21 protein-coding genes are annotated in these 22054 nt (G+C 69.1%); 12 read left to right on the top strand and 9 right to left on the bottom strand.

All coding sequences use genetic code 11. The features are described 5' to 3' along the window. Positions 1-54 precede the first annotated feature (54 nt). Complete coding sequence (locus tag ACWD3E_RS10775; RefSeq protein WP_451387208.1) at positions 55-2712, top strand: transglycosylase domain-containing protein; 2658 nt, start codon at positions 55-57, stop codon at positions 2710-2712. A gap of 119 nt (positions 2713-2831) precedes the next feature. Then, the gene (locus tag ACWD3E_RS10770) at positions 2832-4388 is read left to right on the top strand and encodes a glycosyltransferase family 87 protein (protein WP_451387207.1); all 1557 of its coding nucleotides are present in this window, start codon (positions 2832-2834) and stop codon (positions 4386-4388) included. Positions 4389-4491: 103 nt separating this feature from the next. On the opposite strand, the gene ACWD3E_RS10765 is transcribed toward ACWD3E_RS10770, so the two are convergent. The 3 genes from ACWD3E_RS10765 to ACWD3E_RS10755 form a co-directional block, all read right to left on the bottom strand. After that, positions 4492-5523, bottom strand: a complete 1032-nt coding sequence (locus tag ACWD3E_RS10765) for an alanine racemase (protein ID WP_451349898.1) — start codon at positions 5521-5523, stop codon at positions 4492-4494. Positions 5524-5612: 89 nt separating this feature from the next. Further along, positions 5613-6734, bottom strand: a complete 1122-nt coding sequence (gene femX, locus ACWD3E_RS10760; protein WP_451387206.1) for a peptidoglycan bridge formation glycyltransferase FemX — start codon at positions 6732-6734, stop codon at positions 5613-5615. Positions 6735-6839: 105 nt separating this feature from the next. Next, positions 6840-7154 (bottom strand): hypothetical protein, encoded by a 315-nt coding sequence (locus tag ACWD3E_RS10755; protein WP_451387205.1) that lies wholly within the window; start codon positions 7152-7154, stop codon positions 6840-6842. A 237-nt stretch (positions 7155-7391) separates the two neighbouring features. On the opposite strand from ACWD3E_RS10755, the gene rpsF reads away from it, so the two are divergent. The 4 genes from rpsF to rplI all read left to right on the top strand — a co-directional run bounded on the left by rpsF (position 7392) and on the right by rplI (position 9076). Beyond that, on the top strand, positions 7392-7682 hold the full coding sequence (gene rpsF / locus ACWD3E_RS10750) for a 30S ribosomal protein S6 (RefSeq protein ID WP_003956532.1): 291 nt from the start codon (positions 7392-7394) through the stop codon (positions 7680-7682). Positions 7683-7757: 75 nt separating this feature from the next. After that, positions 7758-8333 (top strand): single-stranded DNA-binding protein, encoded by a 576-nt coding sequence (locus ACWD3E_RS10745; RefSeq protein WP_451387204.1) that lies wholly within the window; start codon positions 7758-7760, stop codon positions 8331-8333. A gap of 41 nt (positions 8334-8374) precedes the next feature. Continuing rightward, positions 8375-8611, top strand: coding sequence for a 30S ribosomal protein S18 (gene rpsR / locus ACWD3E_RS10740; protein ID WP_003949403.1), 237 nt, complete (start codon positions 8375-8377; stop codon positions 8609-8611). Positions 8612-8629: 18 nt separating this feature from the next. Beyond that, complete coding sequence (gene rplI / locus ACWD3E_RS10735) at positions 8630-9076, top strand: 50S ribosomal protein L9 (protein WP_451349894.1); 447 nt, start codon at positions 8630-8632, stop codon at positions 9074-9076. A 152-nt stretch (positions 9077-9228) separates the two neighbouring features. Here rplI and ACWD3E_RS10730 read toward each other — a convergent pair whose 3' ends face one another. Beyond that, the gene (locus ACWD3E_RS10730) at positions 9229-10566 is read right to left on the bottom strand and encodes an MATE family efflux transporter (RefSeq protein ID WP_451387203.1); all 1338 of its coding nucleotides are present in this window, start codon (positions 10564-10566) and stop codon (positions 9229-9231) included. A gap of 482 nt (positions 10567-11048) precedes the next feature. Between ACWD3E_RS10730 and dnaB the strand changes: the two genes are divergently transcribed. Then, complete coding sequence (gene dnaB / locus ACWD3E_RS10725) at positions 11049-12527, top strand: replicative DNA helicase (RefSeq protein WP_451387202.1); 1479 nt, start codon at positions 11049-11051, stop codon at positions 12525-12527. A gap of 62 nt (positions 12528-12589) precedes the next feature. After that, on the top strand, positions 12590-13978 hold the full coding sequence (locus ACWD3E_RS10720) for a serine hydrolase domain-containing protein (RefSeq protein ID WP_451387201.1): 1389 nt from the start codon (positions 12590-12592) through the stop codon (positions 13976-13978). Between the two features lie 59 nt (positions 13979-14037). Here the strand turns inward: ACWD3E_RS10720 and ACWD3E_RS10715 are convergent, their stop codons facing one another. Both ACWD3E_RS10715 and ACWD3E_RS10710 read right to left on the bottom strand, forming a co-directional pair. After that, on the bottom strand, positions 14038-14490 hold the full coding sequence (locus ACWD3E_RS10715; RefSeq protein WP_451387200.1) for an N-acetyltransferase family protein: 453 nt from the start codon (positions 14488-14490) through the stop codon (positions 14038-14040). Positions 14491-14499: 9 nt separating this feature from the next. Beyond that, positions 14500-14958: a MarR family winged helix-turn-helix transcriptional regulator gene (locus tag ACWD3E_RS10710; RefSeq protein WP_451387199.1), complete on the bottom strand. Its 459-nt coding sequence runs from the start codon at positions 14956-14958 to the stop codon at positions 14500-14502. Between the two features lie 142 nt (positions 14959-15100). Here ACWD3E_RS10710 and ACWD3E_RS10705 point away from each other — a divergent pair, with 142 nt between their 5' ends. Together ACWD3E_RS10705 and ACWD3E_RS10700 are read left to right on the top strand one after the other, a co-directional pair. Continuing rightward, entirely contained in the window at positions 15101-16309 is a 1209-nt protein-coding gene (locus ACWD3E_RS10705; protein WP_451387198.1) for an MFS transporter, read from the top strand. A 125-nt stretch (positions 16310-16434) separates the two neighbouring features. After that, positions 16435-16854 carry a GlcG/HbpS family heme-binding protein gene (locus ACWD3E_RS10700; RefSeq protein WP_451387197.1) on the top strand — a complete coding sequence of 140 codons (420 nt, stop codon included), beginning with the start codon at positions 16435-16437 and terminating at the stop codon, positions 16852-16854. A gap of 79 nt (positions 16855-16933) precedes the next feature. Here ACWD3E_RS10700 and ACWD3E_RS10695 read toward each other — a convergent pair whose 3' ends face one another. Continuing rightward, positions 16934-17800 (bottom strand): GNAT family N-acetyltransferase, encoded by an 867-nt coding sequence (locus ACWD3E_RS10695; RefSeq protein ID WP_451387196.1) that lies wholly within the window; start codon positions 17798-17800, stop codon positions 16934-16936. 150 nt (positions 17801-17950) lie between these two features. Here ACWD3E_RS10695 and ACWD3E_RS10690 point away from each other — a divergent pair, with 150 nt between their 5' ends. Together ACWD3E_RS10690 and ACWD3E_RS10685 are read left to right on the top strand one after the other, a co-directional pair. Next, positions 17951-18583 (top strand): HAD family hydrolase, encoded by a 633-nt coding sequence (locus ACWD3E_RS10690; RefSeq protein WP_451387195.1) that lies wholly within the window; start codon positions 17951-17953, stop codon positions 18581-18583. Between the two features lie 324 nt (positions 18584-18907). Further along, positions 18908-20386 carry a globin domain-containing protein gene (locus tag ACWD3E_RS10685; protein WP_451387194.1) on the top strand — a complete coding sequence of 493 codons (1479 nt, stop codon included), beginning with the start codon at positions 18908-18910 and terminating at the stop codon, positions 20384-20386. Positions 20387-20390: 4 nt separating this feature from the next. Here ACWD3E_RS10685 and ACWD3E_RS10680 read toward each other — a convergent pair whose 3' ends face one another. Both ACWD3E_RS10680 and ACWD3E_RS10675 read right to left on the bottom strand, forming a co-directional pair. Next, the gene (locus tag ACWD3E_RS10680; protein ID WP_451387193.1) at positions 20391-20873 is read right to left on the bottom strand and encodes an NUDIX domain-containing protein; all 483 of its coding nucleotides are present in this window, start codon (positions 20871-20873) and stop codon (positions 20391-20393) included. 85 nt (positions 20874-20958) lie between these two features. Next, positions 20959-21864 carry a LysR family transcriptional regulator gene (locus ACWD3E_RS10675; RefSeq protein WP_451387192.1) on the bottom strand — a complete coding sequence of 302 codons (906 nt, stop codon included), beginning with the start codon at positions 21862-21864 and terminating at the stop codon, positions 20959-20961. Positions 21865-22054 lie beyond the last annotated feature (190 nt).

Below are 22054 nucleotides of genomic sequence, written 5' to 3'. Positions count from 1 at the left end.
TCAGCCGCCGTTCCAGGCGCGCAGGGGTGCGCCTGCCCGAGGAGTAGTCGTTCGATGAGCGAGCACCGTCGCAAACCGCCGCAGCCGCAGGGAGGCGGCGACGGACGTGCCGCGGCCCGACGCGGCCAGCCCGGTCCGTCCTCCGGCCGCCGTGCGGCACCGCGAGGCGCCACCGGGTCTCCTGCCGACTCCTATGGATCCGGTTCCTATGGGTCGGACTCCAGCGGTCCGGGAGGTGAGGACCGTGCCTACGGCAGCCGTGCCGAGGCCCGCCGCGCCGCACAGAGAGGCGGTCGGCGCAGAGCCGCAGACAACGCGGGTCCGGGCCGCCGCGGTGGCCCGGGCGGACCGGGCGGTCCCGGGCGCGGCAGGGGCCGGGCCGGGACGGCACCCGGCAAGAAGCGGTTCATCGACTACCCGCGCGCGGGCAAGTTCGGCTGGCACCGCTGGGTGCCCTCCTGGAAGCTCGTCTCGGGGATGTTCTTCGGCTTCGTCGGCAGCCTGGTGGTGATGGTCGGCGTCGGCTACGCGATGGTCTCCATCCCCAACGAGAACGACGCGGCCAAGTCGCAGAACAACGTCTACTACTGGGCCGACGGCTCCCAGATGGTGGCCACGGGCACCGGTGTGAACCGGCAGAACGTCACCATCGACAAGATCCCCAAGGCGATGCAGTTCGCGGTGATCTCGGCCGAGAACAAGTCCTTCTACAAGGACTCGGGCGTCGACCCCATGGGTATCCTGCGCGCTTTGGCCAACATGGCGAGGGGCGGTCAGACGCAGGGTGGTTCGACGATCACCCAGCAGTACGTCAAGAACACGTACCTCAGCCAGGAACAGTCGGTCACCCGCAAGTTCAAGGAGATGTTCATCTCCATCAAGGTGGGCACGAAGCTCTCCAAGGACCAGATCATGCAGGGGTACCTGAACACGTCCTACTACGGCCGTGGCGCCTACGGCATCCAGGCCGCCGCGCAGACGTACTTCGGCAAGGACGCGGTCCAGCTCTCGACGAGCCAGTGCGCCTTCCTCGCCGCGCTGCTCAAGGGCCCGACGTACTACGACCCGGCCGGCAACGCCGACCTCGACCCGGCGGCGACCCCCTCGGCCAACTACCAGCGGTCCCACGCACGCTGGCAGTGGATCCTCGGCGAGATGCACAAGGACAAGCACATCTCGGACTCCCAGTACCAGGATGCCGTCAAGGAGTACCCCAAGCCCCAGGGCCGCAAGGCGACCAAGGGCATGACCGGCCAGATCAGCTATCTGGCAGACACGGCCAAGAAGTACGTCCTGAACCACTCCCACATCACAGAGGCCCAGTTCGACAAGGGCGGCTACCAGATCTACACGACCTTCGAGAAGTCCAAGGTCAACGCCCTGAGCGCCGCGGTCAAGAAGATCCAGCAGCAGCGCCTGCACCCCAAGACGGAGCCGAAGGACAAGTACGTCCAGTTCGGCGCGGCGTCGGTGAAGCCGAACGACGGCGCGATCGTCGCCCTCTACGGCGGTGACGGCTACGAGAACAACCACTTCACCAACAACGCGGACACCTCCGGTGTCCCCGTGGGTTCGACGTGGAAGCCGTTCGTGCTCGCCGCGGCCATGCAGTACGGGACCTACAAGTCCGACGGCCTGGGCATCTCCCCGCTGAGCAAGTACAACGGCGACGACCATCTCAAGGTCATGCGGCCGGACGGGACGTATTACCTCAACAAGGACAACTCGACCTTCTATCAGAACAACGAGAGTCCTCACCGCTGGGGCTACATCACCCTGCGCAAGGCGATGGAGCAGTCCATCAACACCCCGTTCGTCCAGCTCGCCGTGGACGTGGGTCTGCCGAAGGTCCGGGACGTCGCCGAGGCGTCCGGCATCCTCAAGGACAGCTTCTCCACGCTCAATCCGTCCTTCGCCATCGGTACGTCCACCCCGAGCGCGATCCGCATGGCCGACGCCTACGCCACGTTCGCCGCGTCCGGCACGCACACGGACCCGTACTCGGTGACCAAGCTCAAGTACAACGGCGACGAGCAGCCGGGCTTCGCCAGGCCGAAGTCCACCCCGGCGATGCCGGACAACGTGGCGAACAACGTCACGGACGTCCTGCAGAACGTCATCCAGAACGGTACGGGCCAGAACGCCAGGGCCCTGGGGCGTACGGCGGCCGGCAAGACCGGTACGACCGACAAGAACAAGTCGGCCTGGTTCGTCGGCTACACCAAGCAGCTGTCGACCTCGGTGGCGATGTTCCGCGAGAACCCCAAGGACCACGAGCTGCTCTCCATGAACGGCACCGCCGGCGTGGACTCCATCCACGGTGGTGACATCCCGACGTCGGTGTGGACCGAGTACATGAAGGTCGCGCTGGAGGGGGCGAACGACACGGGCTTCCCGCCCGCCACCAAGATCGACAACGTCCAGGACGAGGTGGGCGCGCCCACCCCGACCCCGACGGTCATCAACACGCCGAGCCAGACGCCGAGCGACTCGCCGAGCCCGTCGCCCAGCGAGAGCAGCATCGAGCCGTCGCCGTCGGCGAGCCAGACGTGCAAGGGCTGGAAGTGCGGCACCACCACCGGAGGCACGGACACCATCGGTGGCACGGACGGCGGTGTGAGTCCCAGTCCGTCGGTCAGTGACTCGACCGGGCCGGGCGGCAGTACCAAAGGCAACGGAAACGGCGGGATCTTCGGCGGTACCCAGGGCTGACCGATGACCGGAGGCCGGTGTGCGGCGCTTCCTCGCGGGGGCGCCGGGCACCGGCCTCTTTGCGCTTCCCCCGTACGCGGCCACCTGAACGGCAACAGAGGTAGTGCAGGATGTGCCCCATGCCCAGTGCAGAGATGACGCCCGCGAGCGCCCACCCGCCCGAGCCCCTGCGGCCCACCGGGGCGGAACCGGTGCGGCCGACCCGGGAGGACGAGGTCGCGGCGGCAGGCAGTGAGCTGATCGGCGGCCCCGTCGGGCGGCGCGCCCTGCTCGGGACCTCCTGGCTGACTCCGGTCCGGGTGGTCGTCCTGGTGGCGATCGGCATGTTCGCCCTGGGCCTGGTCCAGAAGGCGCCCTGCTATCACAGCGCCTGGTTCTTCGGTGCCAGCTCGCAGTACACGCACGCCTGCTACTCCGACATCCCGCATCTCTACCAGGGGCGCGGCTTCGCCGGCGGGCTCGTGCCGTACTTCGACCGCATCCCGGACGACGTCTCCGGAGGCATGGGCTACCTCGAATACCCGGTGCTGACCGGCGTGTTCATGGAGGTGGCGTCCTGGCTGACCCCGCACAGCGGCAGCATGCAGCACCAGGAGCAGTGGTACTGGTTCGCCAACGCCGGAATGCTGATGGTCTGCGCGGCCGTCATCGCCGTCTGCGTGGCGCGCACCCACCGCCGGCGCCCCTGGGACGGCCTGCTGGTCGCCCTGGCACCCGCCTTCGCGCTGACCGCCACCATCAACTGGGACCTCTTCGCGGTCGCCCTCACCGCCGCGGCGATGCTGATGTGGGCACGGGGCCGCGCGCTCGCCTTCGGTGTCCTGCTGGGCCTCGCCACGGCCGCCAAGCTCTATCCCGTCCTCCTGCTCGGCCCGCTGCTCGTGCTGTGCTGGCGGGCCGGCAAGTGGCGGGACTTCTTCCAGGCGGTGGGCGCCGTGGTGGGCGCCTGGCTCGTGGTGAACCTGCCGGTGATGCTCACGCACGACGCGACGGGCTTCCACATCCGCGAGGGCTGGGCGAAGTTCTACACGTTCAGCCACGACCGGGGCGTCGACTTCGGCTCCTTCTGGCTGATCTGGGCGCAGAACTCCAGCCACCCGCCGAGCACCGACTTCGTGAACACCGCGGCCAGCGCGCTGGTGGTGTTCTCCTTCCTCGCCATCGCGGCGCTCACGTTCACCGCCCCGCGCCGGCCGCGCTTCGCCCAGCTGGCGTTCCTGATGATCGCGGCCTTCATCCTCACCAACAAGGTCTACTCGCCGCAGTACGTCCTGTGGCTGGTGCCGCTGGCGGCCCTCGCCCGCCCCAAGTGGCGGGACTTCCTGATCTGGCAGGCGTGCGAGCTGGCGTACTTCCTGGGCATCTGGATGTACCTCGCCTACACGACCAGCGGAGACGCCCACAAGGGCCTGCCGACGCACGGCTACCACTGGGCGATCGCGCTGCATCTGCTGGGCACGCTGTACCTGTGCGCCGTCGTCGTACGGGACATCCTCATGCCGGAGCGGGACCCGGTGCGCCGCTCGGGCGACGACGACCCCTCGGGAGGGGTGCTCGACGGTGCGGAGGACGTCTTCGTGCTCGGCGCGGCGGCCCATCCGCCGCGGCACGCCGCCCACTTCGACGTGCCTCAGGTGGAGTGGGGAAGCCGTCCCTCCGAGGACAGTTCGCTCTGAGCGAACGTCCTACGGCGAAGGTACGCCGTTGAGAGCAAGGCCGGTGAAGGAAAGGCCGTACACGAAAGCTCCGTGTACGGCCTTTTCGCTGTCCTGAGGGCCGTCAGCGGTCCACGAGGCGGTCGAACTGCGTGGTGGTGTGCCGCAGATGGGCGACCAGCTCGTCGCCGACCGTCGGCTCGGGGGCGTCGGACGGGACGAACAGGATCGACACCTGCATGTGCGGCGGCTCCGCGAACCAGCGCTGCTTGCCGCCCCAGACGAACGGGGAAAGGTTCCGGTTCACCGTGGCCAGGCCGGCCCGTGCGACGCCCTTGGCGCGCGGCATGACGCCGTGCAGGGCCTTCGGGGCCTCCAGGCCCACCCCGTGCGACGTACCGCCCGCCACGACCACCAGGTAGCCGTCCGAGGCCACCTTCTGCTGCCGGTAGCCGAAGCGGTCGCCCTTGGACACGCGTGTGACGTCCAGGACGGCGCCGCGGTACTCCGTGGCCTCGTGGTCCCCCAGCCACAGCCGGGTGCCGATCCGGGCGCGGAACCGGGTCTGCGGGAACTGCTGCTGGAGCCGGGCGAGTTCCTCGGCCTTGAGGTGGCTGACGAACATGGTGTGCAGCGGCAGCCGGGCCGCGCGCAGCCGGTCCATCCAGCCGATGACCTCCTCGACGGCGTCCGAGCCGTCGGCGCGGTCCAGCGGCAGATGGATGGCGAAGCCCTCCAGCCGGACGTTCTCCGTGGCCTGGTGCAGCTGCGGCAGCTCCTGCTCGCTGATGCCGTGCCGCTTCATCGAGGACATCACCTCGATGACGACACGGGCGCCGACGAGGCCGTACACGCCGTCGATCGACGACACCGAGCGGATGACGCGGTCGGGCAGCGGCACGGGCTCCTCGCCGCGCCGGTAAGGCGTGAGCACCAGCAGGTCACCGCCGAAGTAGTCCTTGATGCGCGCGGCCTCGTACGTCGTGCCGACGGCGAGCAGGTCCGAACCGAGCCGCGTGGCTTCCTCCGCCAGCCGTTCGTGTCCGAAGCCGTAGCCGTTGCCCTTGCAGACCGGGACGAGTCCCGGGAACTGCTCCTGCACGTGCTTGTGGTGCGCCCGCCAGCGCGCGGTGTCGACGTAGAGCGTGAGCGCCATGGCCGGACCCGGACCTTTCTCGTGGCTGGGGTGAAACAGGGATGAGTGAGCTCTGAAGGCTGAAGGCTATGGAATCAAACGCCCGCGGTTCAACGGCGCGACATGTAGATGTCGAGCGCCTTGTGGAGCAGTTTGTTCAGAGGGAAGTCCCACTCGCCGAGGTACTCGGCGGCCTGCCCGCCCGTGCCGACCTTGAACTGGATGAGGCCGAACAGGTGGTCGCTCTCGTCCAGCGAGTCGGAGATGCCGCGCAGGTCGTAGACGGTCGCGCCGAGCGCGTAGGAGTCGCGCAGCATCCGCCACTGCATCGCGTTCGAGGGCCGGACCTCACGGCCGATGTTGTCGGAGGCGCCGTAGGAGTACCAGACGTGGCCGCCGACGACCAGCATGGTCGCCGCCGACAGGTTCACGCCGTTGTGGCGCGCGAAGTACAGCCGCATGCGGTTGGGGTCCTCGGTGTTGAGGGCCGTCCACATGCGCTGGAAGTACGACAGCGGGCGCGGCCGGAAGTGGTCGCGCACGGCCGTGATCTCGTACAGCCGCTGCCACTCGGCGAGGTCCTGGTAGCCGCCCTGGACGACCTCGACGCCGGCCTTCTCGGCCTTCTTGATGTTGCGGCGCCACAGCTGGTTGAAGTTCTTGTGGACCTCTTCCAGGGAACGGTTCGCCAGCGGCACCTGGAAGACGTAGCGCGGCTGCACGTCGCCGAAGCCGGCGCCGCCGTCCTCGCCCTGCTGCCAGCCCATGCGGCGCAGCTTGTCGGCGACCTCGAAGGCGCGCGGCTCGATGAAGTCGGCCTCCAGGTCGCGCAGGCGCTTCACGTCCTGGTCCTGGATGCCCTTCTTGATGGTCTCGGCGTTCCATCGCCGGATGATCACCGGCGGGCCCATCTTCACCGAGAAGGCACCCTGCTGCTTCAGGTGCGCCAGCATCGGCTGGATCCAGTCGTCCAGGTTCGGCGCGAACCAGTTGATGACCGGGCCCTCGGGCAGATAGGCGAGATAGCGCTTGATCTTGGGCAGCTGGCGGTAGAGGACCAGGCCCGCGCCGACCAGCTCGCCGGTGCGCTCGTCGAACCAGCCGAGGCTCTCGGAGCGCCACTCCGCCTTCACATCGGCCCAGGCCGGGACCTGCATGTGGCTTGCCGCCGGCAGGCTCTGGATGTAGGCCAGATGTTGCTCGCGGCTGATGGTCCTCAGGGTCAGGCTCATGTCGGGGCGCTCCTCGGGCTGGTGTGTCCCCATGGGTACAGGGGCTCCGGCTCTCGCGCCGAAGCCTACTGCGCCGTGCGAGCGCCCCGACTGGGCAGTACGGGGTCAGCTGATGATGCCGCCGAACAGTCCGCCGTTCGCCATGCCGATCAGGAAGCCGATCCCCGCGGCAACCAGACCCACGATCAGGCCGGTCCGCTCACGCGTGGTCTCCGAGATCCACTGCCCGTACGCGCCGACGACGATGCCCAGCAGGCCGGTCCAGGACGTGAGCAGATGCAGGCCGTGGAAGAAGGACGTGATGAAGGACAGCAGCCCAAGGACCAGTGTCACCGCCATCAGGGTGTCCTGGACCGGGCGGACTTTGCCGTCGTGGGCGAAGAGAGAGCCGGCTGTGTTGGGTCGCAATGCCTGAGTCATGGCACCTCCTGCGGAAGGCGGCGCATCGTAGCGCCGTGGACACCCGATGTGTACAGACTGACGGCCTCTACCGCCGGATTTCAACCGGAAGCCGGTGTGCAGGTAGTCTGTACCGTCTGCACCGGTGTCTGCTCAGACCTGCTCAGGTCTGTCCACGCGGACGCCGATGCGTACGCATCACAACCCTCCTGCCACGGAACGACCGTGGCCGCTGAGTCCAAAGGAGGTGGGTTCCACATGCGTCACTACGAGGTGATGGTCATCCTCGACCCCGATCTGGAGGAGCGCGCTGTCGCCCCCCTGATCGAGAACTTCCTCTCCGTCGTCCGTGAGGGCAACGGCAAGGTCGAGAAGGTCGACACCTGGGGCCGTCGTCGTCTCGCGTACGAGATCAAGAAGAAGCCCGAGGGCATCTACTCGGTCATCGACCTGCAGGCCGAGCCTGCGGTCGTCAAGGAGCTCGACCGCCAGATGAACCTGAACGAGTCGGTCCTCCGGACCAAGGTCCTCCGCCCCGAGACCCACTGAGCTCTCCCGCTCAGCTGATCTCGGGATTCGAGTAGCACCAAGCAGCCAGCAGCAAACCCGCCGAGAGGTTCCCCCATGGCAGGCGAGACCGTCATCACGGTCGTCGGCAATCTTGTCGACGACCCCGAGCTGCGCTTCACCCCGTCCGGTGCGGCGGTCGCGAAGTTCCGTGTCGCGTCCACTCCCCGTACCTTCGACCGCCAGACGAACGAGTGGAAGGACGGCGAGAGCCTCTTCCTGACCTGCTCGGTCTGGCGCCAGGCGGCGGAGAACGTCGCCGAGTCGCTCCAGCGAGGCATGCGCGTCATCGTGCAGGGCCGGCTGAAGCAGCGGTCCTACGAGGACCGTGAGGGCGTCAAGCGCACGGTCTACGAGCTGGACGTCGAGGAAGTCGGCGCCAGCCTGCGCAACGCCACGGCCAAGGTCACCAAGACCGCCGGTGGCGCCCGCGGTGGCCAGGGCGGTTACGGCGGCGGTGGCGGCCAGGGTGGCGGCGGCTGGGGCGGTGGCCCCGGCGGCGGTCAGCAGGGCGGCGCTCCGGCCGAAGACCCGTGGGCGACCGGCGCTCCCGCCGGTGGCAACCAGGGTGGCGGCGGCTGGGGCGGAGGCTCCGGCGGCGGTGGCGGCTACTCGGACGAGCCCCCCTTCTAAGGGCTCGCATCCCCACTTCTTGATCACACAGGAGAAACACCATGGCGAAGCCGCCTGTGCGCAAGCCTAAGAAGAAGGTCTGCGCGTTCTGCAAGGACAAGGTCACGTACGTGGACTACAAGGACACGAACATGCTGCGGAAGTTCATTTCCGACCGCGGCAAGATCCGTGCCCGCCGCGTGACCGGCAACTGCACGCAGCACCAGCGTGACGTCGCCACGGCTGTGAAGAACAGCCGTGAGATGGCGCTGCTGCCCTACACCTCCACCGCGCGCTAAGGGAAGGGTGACCGACTCATGAAGATCATCCTCACCCACGAGGTTTCCGGCCTCGGTGCCGCTGGCGACGTCGTCGACGTCAAGGACGGTTACGCTCGCAACTACCTGATCCCGCGGAAGTTCGCTATCCGCTGGACCAAGGGTGGCGAGAAGGACGTCGAGCAGATCCGCCGCGCCCGCAAGATCCACGAGATCCAGACCATCGAGCAGGCCAACGCTGTGAAGGCCCAGCTCGAGGGCGTCAAGGTCCGCCTGGCCGTCCGCTCCGGCGAAGCCGGTCGTCTCTTCGGTTCCGTCACCCCGGCCGACATCGCTTCCGCGATCAAGGCTTCCGGTGGCCCCGAGGTCGACAAGCGCCGCATCGAGCTGTCCGCCCCGATCAAGACCCTGGGCGCCCACGAGACGTCCGTGCGTCTGCACCCCGAGGTTGCCGCCAAGGTCAACATCGAGGTCGTCGCGGCGTGACGCTGCGCTCGTCTTGAGCAGCTGAGAGGGGCCGCCCCCGCAGGGGCGGCCCCTCTTCGTGTTCGTTACCGCGATTCGGTGTTCGGTACCGGGGTTCGCCGGGCGCGGCATGTTTCACGTGAAACAGGGACGGCAGCTCCCGGATGACCTGTTCAGCGGGTCGCGCCCGTCACCAGCCAGCGGCCGGAGCGGGTCCGCAGCCACAGGGTGATCATGCGCACGGTCATCATCAGCGTCATCGCCACCCAGAGCGCGGTGAGTCCCCCACCCAGCGTGGGAACGAGCAGGGCCACCGGTGCGAACACGGCCAGCGTGACGACCATCGCCCCGGCCAGGTACGGCCCGTCGCCCGCTCCCATCAGGACGCCGTCCAGGACGAAGACGATCCCGCAGACGGGCTGGCAGAGCGCCACGATCAGGAGGGCGGGAAGTGCCGTGTCCTTGACCACGGAGTCGCCGGTGAACAGCGGGAGGAAGAGGGGCCGCGCGGCGACGACGAGCAGGCCGAGCGCGGCACCGGTCGCGGTGCCCCACTGGACCATGCGACGGCAGGCCGCGCGGGCGCCCTGGGCGTCGTCCGCACCGAGGTAGCGGCCGATGATCGCCTGCCCGGCGATCGCGATCGCGTCGAGGATGAAGGCCAGCAGGCTCCACAGGGACAGGATGATCTGGTGGGCGGCGATGTCGGCATCGCCGAGGCGGGCCGCGACGGCCGTGGCGATCATCAGGATCGCCCGCAGCGAGAGGGTCCGCACCAGCAGCGGAACGCCGGCCTGTGCCGAGGCGCGAATACCGGCGGCGTCCGGACGCAGGGAAGCCCCGTGCCGGCGAGCCCCGCGGACGACCACGGTCAGATACACGGCCGCCATGCCGCACTGCGCGATGACCGTCCCCCAGGCCGAGCCCGCGATGCCGAGTCCGGCGCCGTAGACGAGCCCGACGTTGAGCACGGCGTTGGCGACGAAGCCTGCGACGGCGACGTACAGCGGAGTCCTGGTGTCCTGCAGTCCGCGGAGCACACCGGTGGCGGCGAGGACGATCAGCATGGCGGGGATGCCCAGTGCGGAGATGCGCAGGTACGTCGTCGCGTAGGGGGCAGCGGTGGTGGAAGCGCCGAAGAGGTCCACGATGCCGGGGGCCAGGGGGAGAACGACGGCGATGACGGCGGCGCCGAGGAGCAGTGCCAGCCAGATGCCGTCCATGCCCTGGCGGATGGCGGAGGGCAGATCGCCGGCGCCGACGCGCCGGGCCACGGCGCCCGTGGTCGCGTAGGCGAGGAAGACGAAGACGCTCACAGCACTGGCGAGGAGGGCCGATGCCACCCCGAGGCCGGCGAGCTGGGCGGTTCCGAGATGGCCGACGATCGCACTGTCGGCCATGACGAAGAGGGGCTCGGCGACGAGTGCGCCGAAGGCCGGGACGGCCAGCGCGACGATCTCTCGGTCGTGCCGCCGTCGGGTGGCCCTGGGTATCGCGGGAGCCTGTGTCATGAGCACTAATTTAGTCGTCCACAGGTAAGAGATGCAATCGAGCTGTGCCCCTTACTCACCGTCTCCGGGTGTGTGCTTTCGCGCGGTGTTCGAAGCGATCTTGGCCCGACTGGGGAAGTTTTTCTTCTGCACAGCCGGTGGACGTTGAATTCGCAGGTCAGAGCCTTCTGGCAACCGGGATCGAGGTCTTGTTCACAGGACTGTCCACCGTGTCGTGCACAGGTTTCGGCAGGTTCTCCACAGCATCCGGGCCGTCGTCCACATGGCCTGTGGATAACCAGATTGGCTGACGGTGCCGACGGGCCTACCGTTGTCCGGCGCCCGCTCTTTCCTCCGGCCCGCGAGACGTCCGTCCCAGGGGCCGGGAAACGTCATAAATCCGACGCGCCAGAGCCGGAGTTGGGCCTCTCGATTTGTCAGTGTCGTGCCGTACAAAAGAGGGCACGGCGAGGTCCGCCGTGCGGACGGGAGGAGGTGGCTCGGTGAGCATTTCCGAGCCCTTGGACGATCCGTGGGCCGACACCGGACCCAGTGATCGTCTGCCCGCCTCCCGGCGGCGCGGCGACGGAGGCCGTGGCCGTGACGAACAGCACGACCGAGGCCGGGAGAACGGCGGCTGGGACGGCGGGGGTTCCGCCTTCGAGCGGGTGCCGCCGCAGGACCTGGACGCCGAACAGTCCGTGCTGGGCGGCATGCTGCTCTCCAAGGACGCCATCGCCGACGTCGTCGAGATCCTCAAGGGCCACGACTTCTACAAGCCCGCCCACGAGACGATCTACCAGGCGATCCTCGACATCTACGCCAAGGGTGAGCCGGCCGACCCCATCACCATCGCCGCCGAACTCACCAAGCGCGGCGAGATCAACAAGGTCGGCGGCGCGGCCTACCTGCACAGCCTCGTCCAGACCGTGCCGACGGCGGCCAACGCCGAGTACTACGCGGAGATCGTCCACGAGCGGGCCGTCCTGCGCCGCCTGGTCGAGGCCGGCACGCGGATCACGCAGATGGGATACGCGGCCGACGGCGACGTGGACGAGATCGTCAACAGCGCCCAGGCCGAGATCTACGCCGTCACCGAGCAGCGCACCAGCGAGGACTATCTGCCGCTCGGCGACATCATGGAAGGCGCGCTGGACGAGATCGAGGCGATCGGCTCGCGCAGTGGCGAGATGACGGGTGTACCCACCGGGTTCACGGACTTCGACTCACTGACGAACGGCCTGCACCCGGGCCAGATGATCGTCATCGCGGCCCGTCCCGCCATGGGTAAGTCCACCCTCGCGCTGGACTTCGCCCGCGCCGCCTCGATCAAGCACAACCTCCCCAGCGTCATCTTCTCCCTCGAAATGGGCCGCAACGAGATCGCGATGCGTCTGCTGTCCGCCGAGGCGCGGGTGGCCCTGCACCACATGCGCTCCGGCACGATGACCGACGAGGACTGGACGCGCCTGGCCCGCCGGATGCCGGACGTCTCCGCCGCCCCGCTCTACATCGACGACTCCCCGAACCTGTCGATGATGGAGATCCGCGCCAAGTGCCGGCGGCTCAAGCAGCGCAACGACCTGAAGCTCGTCGTCATCGACTACCTCCAGCTGATGCAGTCCGGCGGCTCCAAGCGCGCCGAGAGCCGCCAGCAGGAGGTCTCGGACATGTCCCGTAACCTCAAGCTGCTCGCCAAGGAGCTGGAGATCCCGGTCATCGCGCTCTCTCAGCTCAACCGTGGCCCCGAGCAGCGCACGGACAAGAAACCGATGGTCTCCGACCTGCGTGAGTCCGGCTCCATCGAGCAGGATGCCGACATGGTCATCCTGCTGCACCGCGAGGACGCCTACGAGAAGGAGTCCCCGCGCGCGGGCGAGGCCGACCTGATCGTGGCCAAGCACCGAAACGGCCCGACGGCGACGATCACGGTCGCCTTCCAGGGCCACTACTCCCGCTTCGTGGACATGGCACAGACCTGATCGGCCGGACCACCGGGGAAACGAATTCGACGCGCGGCGCGTGCAGGGGTTGGACTGGGTCCATGACGACATCTCAGGAAGAACTGTTCCCGGGCACCCGGCGGGCGTTGCTGCACCGGATCGCCGTGGCGCAGGCCGAAGGACGGGCGCCGTCGCTCGTCGCCGCGGTCGTGCGGGGCGGGCAGGCCGTGTGGCACGGATCGCGGACCTCCGTGGACGGGCACGGACCGGACGAGAACGTGCAGTACCGGATCGGGTCCATCACCAAGACCTTCACGGCCGTACTGGTCCTGCGGCTGCGCGACGAGGGCCTGCTCGACCTAGGTGATCCGCTGGAGAAGCATCTGCCGGGCACCGGAGCGGGCGAGGCGACGATCGCCGAACTGCTCGCGCACACCGCGGGGTTGGCGGCCGAGTCGCCCGGGCCCTGGTGGGAGCGGACCCCGGGCTCGCTGCGGCCCGAGCTGAGCGATGTCCTCGGCGAGCAGCCCCTCCTCCACCCAGTGGGCCGCCGGCACCACTACTCCAACCCCGGTTACACACTTCTGGGCGCGCTGGTGGAGGAACTGCGCGGGGCGCCCTGGGCGGACGTGCTGCGCAGGGAGGTGCTCGAACCGCTGGGCTTGCACCGCACCACCGCCCAGCCGCAGGCGCCGCACGCGGGTGGCTGGGCGGTGCACCCCTGGGCCGACGCGCTGCTGCCCGAACCGTTGGAGGACCTCGGCCGTATGGCCCCCGCCGGCCAGCTGTGGTCGACCACCGGGGATCTTGCGCGGTTCGCCGCCTTCCTGGCCGGGGGAGACGACCGGGTGCTGAGCGCGGAGTCGGTGCGGGAGATGCGGACACCCGCGGCGCCTGCCGAGGCCGCGGATGTGGTGGAAGGAGTCACCTACGGCCTAGGCATGCAGATCCAGCACCGGGACGGAAGGCTCCTCGCCGGGCACTCCGGCTCGCTTCCGGGTTTCCTCGCGAACCTCACCATCAGCGTGGAGGACGACGTGGCGGCGGTGGTGCTGGCCAACTGCACCAGTGGCCCGCTGCTGGGAGCGGTGGGTGCCGACCTGGTGCGTATCGTCGCCGAGGCGGAACCGCGGCTCCCCGAGCCGTGGCGACCCCTGCGTGAAGCCGACCCGGCGGTCCTGGAGTTGGCCGGGCAGTGGTACTGGGGGACCCATGCCTTCGGGCTGCGCGTGACGGCCGACGGCCTCATCGCCCTGGGTCCGCTGACCGGTGGTGGCCGCCGGGCCCGCTTCCGCCCGAACGGTGACGGCACATGGACCGGCCTGGAGGGGTACTACGCCGGAGAGTTGCTGCGGCCCGTACGCCGCCAGGACGGGTCCGTGAGTCACCTCGACCTCGGCTCCTTCGTGTTCACACGGCAACCGTACGAGGACGGGGCCGACGTGCCCGGTGGAGTGGACCCGAAGGGCTGGCGGGGGATCGAGGAGTAGCCGGTCCGGAGCGACGGCTGGGGTGGGTGTTTCACGTGAAACACCCACCCGAGCCGTTTTCAGAGCTGGAGCTTGAAGCCCACGTGCGAGGCGGTGAAGCCGAGCCGCTCGTAGAAACGGTGGGCATCCGTGCGGCTGCTGTCGGAGGTCAGCTGCACCAACTGGCAGTCCAGGCGCCGGGATTCCTCGATTGCCCACTCGATGAACTGTGTGCCCAGGCCGCTGCCACGCTCGTCGGCATGGATGCGCACGCCCTCGATGATCGAGCGGGTCGCCCCTTTGCGTGAGAGCCCGGGGATGATCGTGAGCTGGAGGGTTCCGACCACGCGGCCTTCGCGCACGGCGACGACGAGGTGCTGGTTGGGGTCCGACTCCAGGCGTATCAGTGCGGTCCGGTACGGGGTCAGGTCCTCGAGTGACTCGCGCTGGGCGCCCAGCGGATCGTCGGCGAGCAGGGCGACGATCGCCGGGAGGTCGTCGGCGGTCGCGGTCCGTATTTCAAGATCTCCCATGGCCGCACTCTATGCGGGCACGTTCAGGGACTCCACGACGCGGACCAGCGGGACCAGCGCGGGGTTCCTGGCCGCCTCGTCCAGGGCCTCGCGCAGGGCGGTGTCATTGGTGGGCCGTGCCTCCTCCAGCAGTCGCAGGCCGACCTCCGTGACGTTCGTGTAGATGCCGCGACGGTCGGTGGGGCACAGGTAGCGCTCCAGCAGGCCTCGGTTCTCCAGACGGGTCACCAGCCGGGTCGTGGCGCTCTGGCTGAGGACGACCGCGTCGGCGACCTGTTTCATCTGCAGATGCCCGCCTTCGCCGTCGTGCTGCCGGCTGAGCACGTCGAGCAGGGAGTACTCGCGCACGCTGAGGTCGTGCTTGGCCTGCAGGGCGCGCTCGATGTGCCCCTCGATCCTCCCGTGCAGCAGGGAGAGGGTGCACCAGCCCTGGGCGAGGGCGGTGAGCGCGGGGTCCGTCGCTGTCATTGGTGTTCTTCCTCCGTCCCGGAGCGGCTGAATCCAGGGTAGGGCATACGCGCAATAGTCTCGTTTTGCGTTAGCCCGCGTATGCAATTATTGTTGAGACACGAAAAGCGCTCCTGCAATCGTCTGGAAGGTGTACCCCCACATGCCTCTCGCGCTTCTGGCCCTCGCGATCGGGGCCTTCGGAATCGGCACCACCGAATTCGTGATCATGGGCTTGCTGCCCGAGGTCGCGGATGACTTCGGGGTCTCCATCCCCACGGCCGGCCTGCTCGTGACCGGCTACGCCCTGGGCGTGGTGATCGGTGCCCCGTTGATGACCGTGCTCGGCACCAAGGTCTCGCGCAAGCGGATACTGATGCTCCTGATGGGCCTGTTCATCGCGGGAAACCTGGTCTCCGCGGTGGCCCCCACCTTCACGATCATGCTGATCGGCCGGGTGGTCGCCTCCCTCGCCCACGGCGCCTTCTTCGGCATCGGCTCGGTCGTCGCGGCCGAGCTGGTGGCCCCGGACAAGAAGGCCGGAGCCATCGCGACGATGTTCACCGGTCTGACCGTCGCCAATGTCGTCGGCGTCCCGCTGGGCACGCTCATCGGGCAGAGCGTCGGCTGGCGCGTCACCTTCGCCATCGTCGCGGCCCTCGGCGCCGTCGGCCTCGCGGGCATCGCCAAGCTGGTGCCCGAGTTGCCCCGCCCGGAGGGCGTGCACCTGCGCCACGAGCTGGCCGCCTTCAAGAACGCCCAGGTCCTGCTCGCCATGGCGATGACCGTCCTCGGCTTCGGCGGCGTCTTCGCGGCCATCACCTACATTGCGCCGATGATGACCCACATCGCGGGCTTCGCCGATGGCTCGGTCACCTGGCTGCTGGTCCTGTTCGGCCTCGGCATGGTCGGCGGCAACCTCGTCGGCGGCAAGTTCGCCGACCGCGCCCTGATGCCGATGCTGTACGTGTCCCTCGGCGCCCTGGCCGTCGTCCTGGCGCTCTTCACACTCACCGCGCACAACAAGATCGCGGCAGCCGTCACGATCATGCTGATCGGCGCCCTGGGCTTCGCCACCGTCCCGCCGCTGCAGAAGCGCGTCCTCGACCAGGCGCACGGCGCCCCGACGCTCGCCTCGGCCGTGAACATCGGCGCCTTCAACCTGGGCAACGCCCTCTCCGCCTGGCTCGGCGGCATCGTGATCGCGGCCGGCTTCGGCTACACCGCCCCCAACTGGGTCGGCGCCGTCCTCGCCGCAGCCGCCCTGGTCCTCGCCGTCCTCTCGGCCGCCCTGGAGCGCCGCGACAGCAGGCCCAGCGTCGTAGTGACCGCCGCCGGCACCGACGGCCGACGGACTCCCGTCCACCACTGAGCCGCCCGCTGCGCGGGGTCGCCGGCACGATCCCGCAGACGCCATGACCATCCGACAGGCGCCCGTACCGACAGGCGCACTCCGGAACGGCCCCCCTCACCTCAGAAACACCAAGGAGAACCCCCATGAGCACCACCGCCGTCTCCCCGCTCACCACCGAGGACGCCGAGCTGCTCGTTGCCACGGCCCGCCGTGCGGCCGAGGACGCCGGAGTCACCGTCAGCGTCACCGTCCTGGACGCCGGCGGCCACCTGCTCGCCTTCCGCCGGGACGACCGGGCCGTGCTGATCTCGGGCGAGACCAGCACCCGCAAGGCCTACACGGCGCTCCAGCTGAACGCGGCCACGGCCGATCTGGTCGACGCCGTCCAGCCCGGCGGCCTCTTCCACACGCTGCCCACGGCCCTCGACCGGCCCCTGCTGTTCATCGCGGGCGGCATCCCCGTCCACCGCGACGGCCGGCTGATCGGTGCGATCGGTGTAGGCGGGGGTGCCCCGGACCAGGACCACGGCTTTGCCACGGCAGCCGTGCAGGCACTCGCCTGATCGCCCAGCAACCGCCACACAGCGGCAACGCCGGCCCCGCCCTGGAGCGGTGGGCCGGCGTTGGTCATGTCACGGTTGCTCAGCCCGCGGCCACCGTCAGCGGCGCGAACCGCCGCGTCCAGTCTCCCGGCAGGTCCGCGACGCCGTAGGTCATGACCGAGTTGAAGGCCACGGACGCGAGCCCCCGCTCCTTGGCCCAGGCCAGCAGCTCCTCGTGGCGTACGTCGATGTCGGTGCGCAGCGGTCGCTCGGTGTGGGCCGCGAGTGAGGCGATGAGGGCCTTGGCGGTCTCCGTGTCACGAGCGATCAGCGGGCCGACGACATGCGTGTTCATGTTGGGCCAGGCAGCGGTGTAGCCGATGATCCGGCCGCCGTCCTCGGCCACCCTCAACTGGTCCGCGAAGGCGGGGAGCCGGGCGATGAGTGGCGTCCGGTCGGCACCGAACACCTCCTCGTCGAGGCGGAGGATCGAGGAGAGGTCCTCCGCGGTGGCGGCGCGCGTCGCCACCCGGGATTCCGGGTCCGCGGAAACGAAGTGCCCGGTCAGCATCTCCGCCCGGCCGGTGACCTTGAAACCCAGCTCTTCGTAGAGCGGCCGGCCGTTGGGCGTGGCGTGCAGGGTGAGCGGGGTGGTGCCCATGGCCCCCACGACATGCTGCATCAAGCGGCGCCCGACGCCCTGGCGGGCATACCGTTCGGCCACCAGAACCATGCCGATGGCGCCGAGTTCCGGCCGCCCCCAAGAGCCGTACTCCGTGACCACGCAAGCGGCGACAAGGCCACCGCCGGGATCGTCGATGCCGTAACCCTTCCCGGCGGTGAGGAGGAAGCCCCACTTGTGTTCCTCGCGCGGCCACCCCCGGTCTTCGGACAAGTCGGCGCAGGCGGTGAGATCCCGGAGCGTCAGACGGCGAATGGGCAGATCGGTGAGGGAAGGAGTCGGCACGCAGGTCAGGCTGTCCGACCGGCACCCCCGGCGTCCACCCGTTTCGATGCAGACGTACGTGCTTTTGGCCATGCCGTGGCCGTTCTCACAGGGCATGGGCCGTCACGAGTGTTTCACGTGAAACATCGGCTGCCGATTAGCCTCGGGCCCATGGCGAGACTTCATCTCTTCGATCTCGATGGCACTTTGCTGCACGGCACGACTGCTCCGGTGGAGATTTCTCGCCAGTTGGGGAGGGAGGCGGAGACAGTCGCGCTGGAGCGTGCGATTGCGGCGGGGAGGATAGGCCCCCCTGAGTACGCAACGCTCGTGTACGACCTGTGGACCGACCTGACCGAGGCGCAGGTGAGCGCCGCGTTCGAGGGGGCTCCGTGGCTGGCCCGGATCCGCGAGGTATGGGCGGAGATCCGGCAGTCGGGCGAGTATTGCGCGGTGGTGTCCCTCTCGCCCTCGTTCTTCGTGGAACGTCTTCTCGGCTGGGGCGCGCATGCGGCCTACGGATCGCGTTTCCCCGCAGTGCCGTTCACCGAGCCCGTGGACCCCGCCGGGGTACTCAGCGCCGCGGCCAAGGTGACCATCGCGGACCGGCTCTGCGAGGAGTTCGGTGTGACACGCGCCGACTGCGTCGCGTATGGCGACTCAATGTCGGACAAGGACCTGTTTGCTGCCGTGCCGGTTTCTGTCGCGGTCAATGCGGACGGGCACCTGGCCGGACTCGCGACGCACGCCTATACCGGACGGGATCTGTGGGATGCCTATGAATTGGTCGCCGACGACCGGTAGTTGAGGGAATTCGGGGTTCGCCCGCTTGCCTCGTTTGTGATGGAGCAAGGGGGGACTTGTGTGCACAGCGAGGGCCGGTAGGGTCGACTCCGGTTCACGCCTGGGATGCAGTGCACGCCCGGCCGGGCCGCGAACAGGGCAAGCAGCCTAACGGGACGGAGAGATCAAAACCCGCGTTTTCGTATACACGGCCGCCGAATCCGCTCAGGATGGGATGCTGCGGAGAAAGAGTGCTACGGCTGGCCACCCGCCGGGGGAAAGCATGCGCCTTCTGAGGAGAAGGTGCGCAGACCGACCGAGAGATGTTCGAGGCGAGGGCACACCATGGACGCTCCGACCACCACGTCGGGGGAGCACGGCATGTCGGGCGGGGGCGGCTGGTTCACGCCGCGCAAGGTGCCCTCGGCCCCACCACCGGACACTTCCGCCCCGCAGCCAGGCGCTGCGAGCCGTACGACGGGCCTTCCCGTCTCCCCGCCGGGCACCGGCGGCCACACGGGCGCTCCCGCCCCCCAGCAGGCCCAGGCTCCGCCATGGCGCCCCGAGGAGGCCTCGCACCGGGCGGGGGCACCGCACCCGGCAGAGGCCCCGCCGCCGCGTCCGACGGAGGCTCCGGCCTCGCACCCGGAAGTGGCTCCGGAGCCGGACCGCGTGCCCTCCCAGCGGTCCGAGCCGCCCGCCGCGGAGGGCTCCCCCGACGCGATCCTCATCCGCCGCACTATGGCCGAGATCGCCCCCGTCGCCGACAAGGTCACCTCCTACTTCTACGCGCTCCTCTTCGTCCGCCACCCCGACCTGCGGTCGCTGTTCCCGGCGGCGATGGACACCCAGCGGGACCGGCTGCTGAAGGCGCTGCTCACCGCCGCCGAACACATCGACAACACCCCGGTCCTCGTCGACTATCTGCAGAACCTGGGCCGCGGACACCGCAAGTACGGAACGCGCCCGGAGCACTATCCGGCCGTGGGCGAATGCCTCATCGCCGCGTTGAGCAGGTACGGCTACGACATCTGGAACCCGGAGATCGAGGCCGCCTGGGTCCGGGCGTACACGACGATCTCCCAGGTCATGATCGACGCGGCGGCGGCCGACGAACTGCGCGCCCCGGCCTGGTGGCACGCCGAGGTCGTCGCACATGACCTGAGGACCCCCGAGGTCGCGATCCTCACCGTCCGCCCGGACCAGCCCTATCCCTTCCTTGCCGGGCAGTACACGAGCGTGGAGACACCCTGGTGGCCCCGGGTCTGGCGGCACTACTCCTTCGCCTCCGCGCCGCGTCCGGACGGTTTGCTGACCTTCCATGTGAAGGCCATCCCGGCAGGCTGGGTCTCCAACGCGCTCGTGCACCGCGCCCGGCCCGGAGACGTCATACGCCTCGGCCCGCCGACCGGCTCGATGACCGTCGACCACACCACCGACAGCGGACTGCTCTGCCTGGGCGGCGGCACTGGCATAGCGCCCATCAAAGCGCTGGTCGAGGATGTTGCCGAGCACGGTGACCGGCGCCCGGTCGAGGTGTTCTACGGTGCCCGCACCGACCACGACCTGTACGACATCGACACCATGCTCAGGCTCCAGCAGAGCCACCCCTGGCTGTCCGTCCGGGCCGTCATCGACCAACTGGCCCATCTCCAGCTTCCTGACGCCATACGCGAGTACGGCCCGTGGAACGAGTACGACGCCTACCTCTCGGGCCCGCCCGGAATGATCCGCAACGGCATCGACGCGCTCCGGGACATCGGCATCCCCGCGGACCGCATACGGCACGACTCGGTGGAGGAACTGGTCGTCGTCGGGACCTGATCCCCTAGGCGAGGTCGGGAGCGTGCATGGCGCGCACGCCCTCGATGTTGCCGTCCAGGTAGTGACGCAGCGACAGCGGTACGAGGTGGACGGAGGCGATGCCGACGCGGGTGAACGGGATGCGGACGATCTCGTACTCACCGGTCGGCTCGTCCACTTCGGGTCCATGGCGCAGCGACGGGTTCATGGACTCCAGCCGGCAGACGAAGAAGTGCTGCACCTTCACGCCGGTCGCGCCGCCGTCTTCACCGATGTGCTCCACCGTGTCCACGAAGCACGGCACCACATCGGTGATCTTGGCGCCGAGTTCCTCGTACACCTCGCGGTGCAGGGCGTGCACGACGGTCGGGTCCGCGGGCTCGACCCCGCCACCGGGAGTGACCCAGTAGGGATCGACGCCGGGCTTGGTGCGCTTGATCAGGATCAGGTCGTCGCCGTCCAGGAGAACGGCACGGGCGGTGCGCTTGACCACGGGTCGGACGGTCATGGGAGAAATGTGGCCCGGCTGGTTCCACGTGAAACATCACAAAGCAGAACCACGTCAGGGCAGGGCGTGCATCGCCGACCGGCGCTCAGCACCAGCCGGTGGCCGCCCGCTGAAGCCACTCGTGCGCCCGCGCGACATGAGGCATCGCCAGCGTTCCCGTGCGCACCACAAGGAAATACGTGCGCAGCGGCGGCACCGGAGGATCGTGCAGCATCACGATCACGCCCTGTGCGAGGGCGTCGGCGCAAAGATAGCGGGGCAGTACGGCCAGCCCCGCGCCGGCGATCGCGCAGGCGAGCACCGCGCGCAGGTCGGGGACGATGACGGTGCCCGAGGCGGCGGGGCGGCAGTCGAAGACGGAGGCCCAGTAGCGCGAGACCAGGGGCAGCGACTCGTGGACCTCGACGACGGGCAGGTTCTCCAGGGCGGGCGCGCCCTTGAGGCGCGGTGCGTCCGAGCCGATCCGCTCGGCCCAGCGCGGGGCGGCCACCAGCACATGTTCCTCGTCGCAGAGCGGAGTGGCGGTGAGCAGGGCGCCGCGCGGCCGGGCCGTGCTGATGGCCAGGTCGTGGTGCCCGGCGGCCAGCCCCTCCAGCGTCTCCTCCGCGGTGCCGAAGGAGGCGCGCAGCGCAAAGCCCTGGCCGTCGTCGCCGGTCAGTTCGGTGAGGGCCGGAAGCGCGCGTTCGGCGGTGAACTCGGGCGGCCCGGCGAGGTGGAGCGTGCGCAGCGAGGACTCGTCGTCCAGGCCGCTCTCGGCTATCTCCACCAGCGCGTCGAGATGGGGCGCCGCCTTGTGGGCGAGTTCGTCGCCGGTGGTCGTGGGGGTCACCCCGCGGGCCTGGCGCAGGAACAGGGGTCTGCCCAGCTGGCGCTCCAGCGTGCGGATCTGCGAGGTGACGGCCGGCTGGGAGAGGCCGAGCAGGGCGGCGGCGCGGGTGAAGGAACCGGCCCGGTGCACGGTGACGAAGGTGCGCAGCAAGGCCAGATCCATGGTGTGCCCTCCCTGTCCCTGCCTCCCTCCGGCCCCCAGGCAGACACCAACTATAAATAAGTCGATAGGTCTCTGTCGCTACCGTGATTGGACACTGACACAGAGTCAACTAGCCTTGTTGGCGCGGTCCTTCGCGAGGGAACCGAAGGGGGAGTCGAGGGCGGTCCGAGCCACGAGGGGGGAGGCTCGG

The sequence above is a fragment of the Streptomyces sp. NPDC002676 genome, from assembly GCF_053592455.1.
This window is presented reverse-complemented; position numbering and strand designations above follow the sequence as displayed.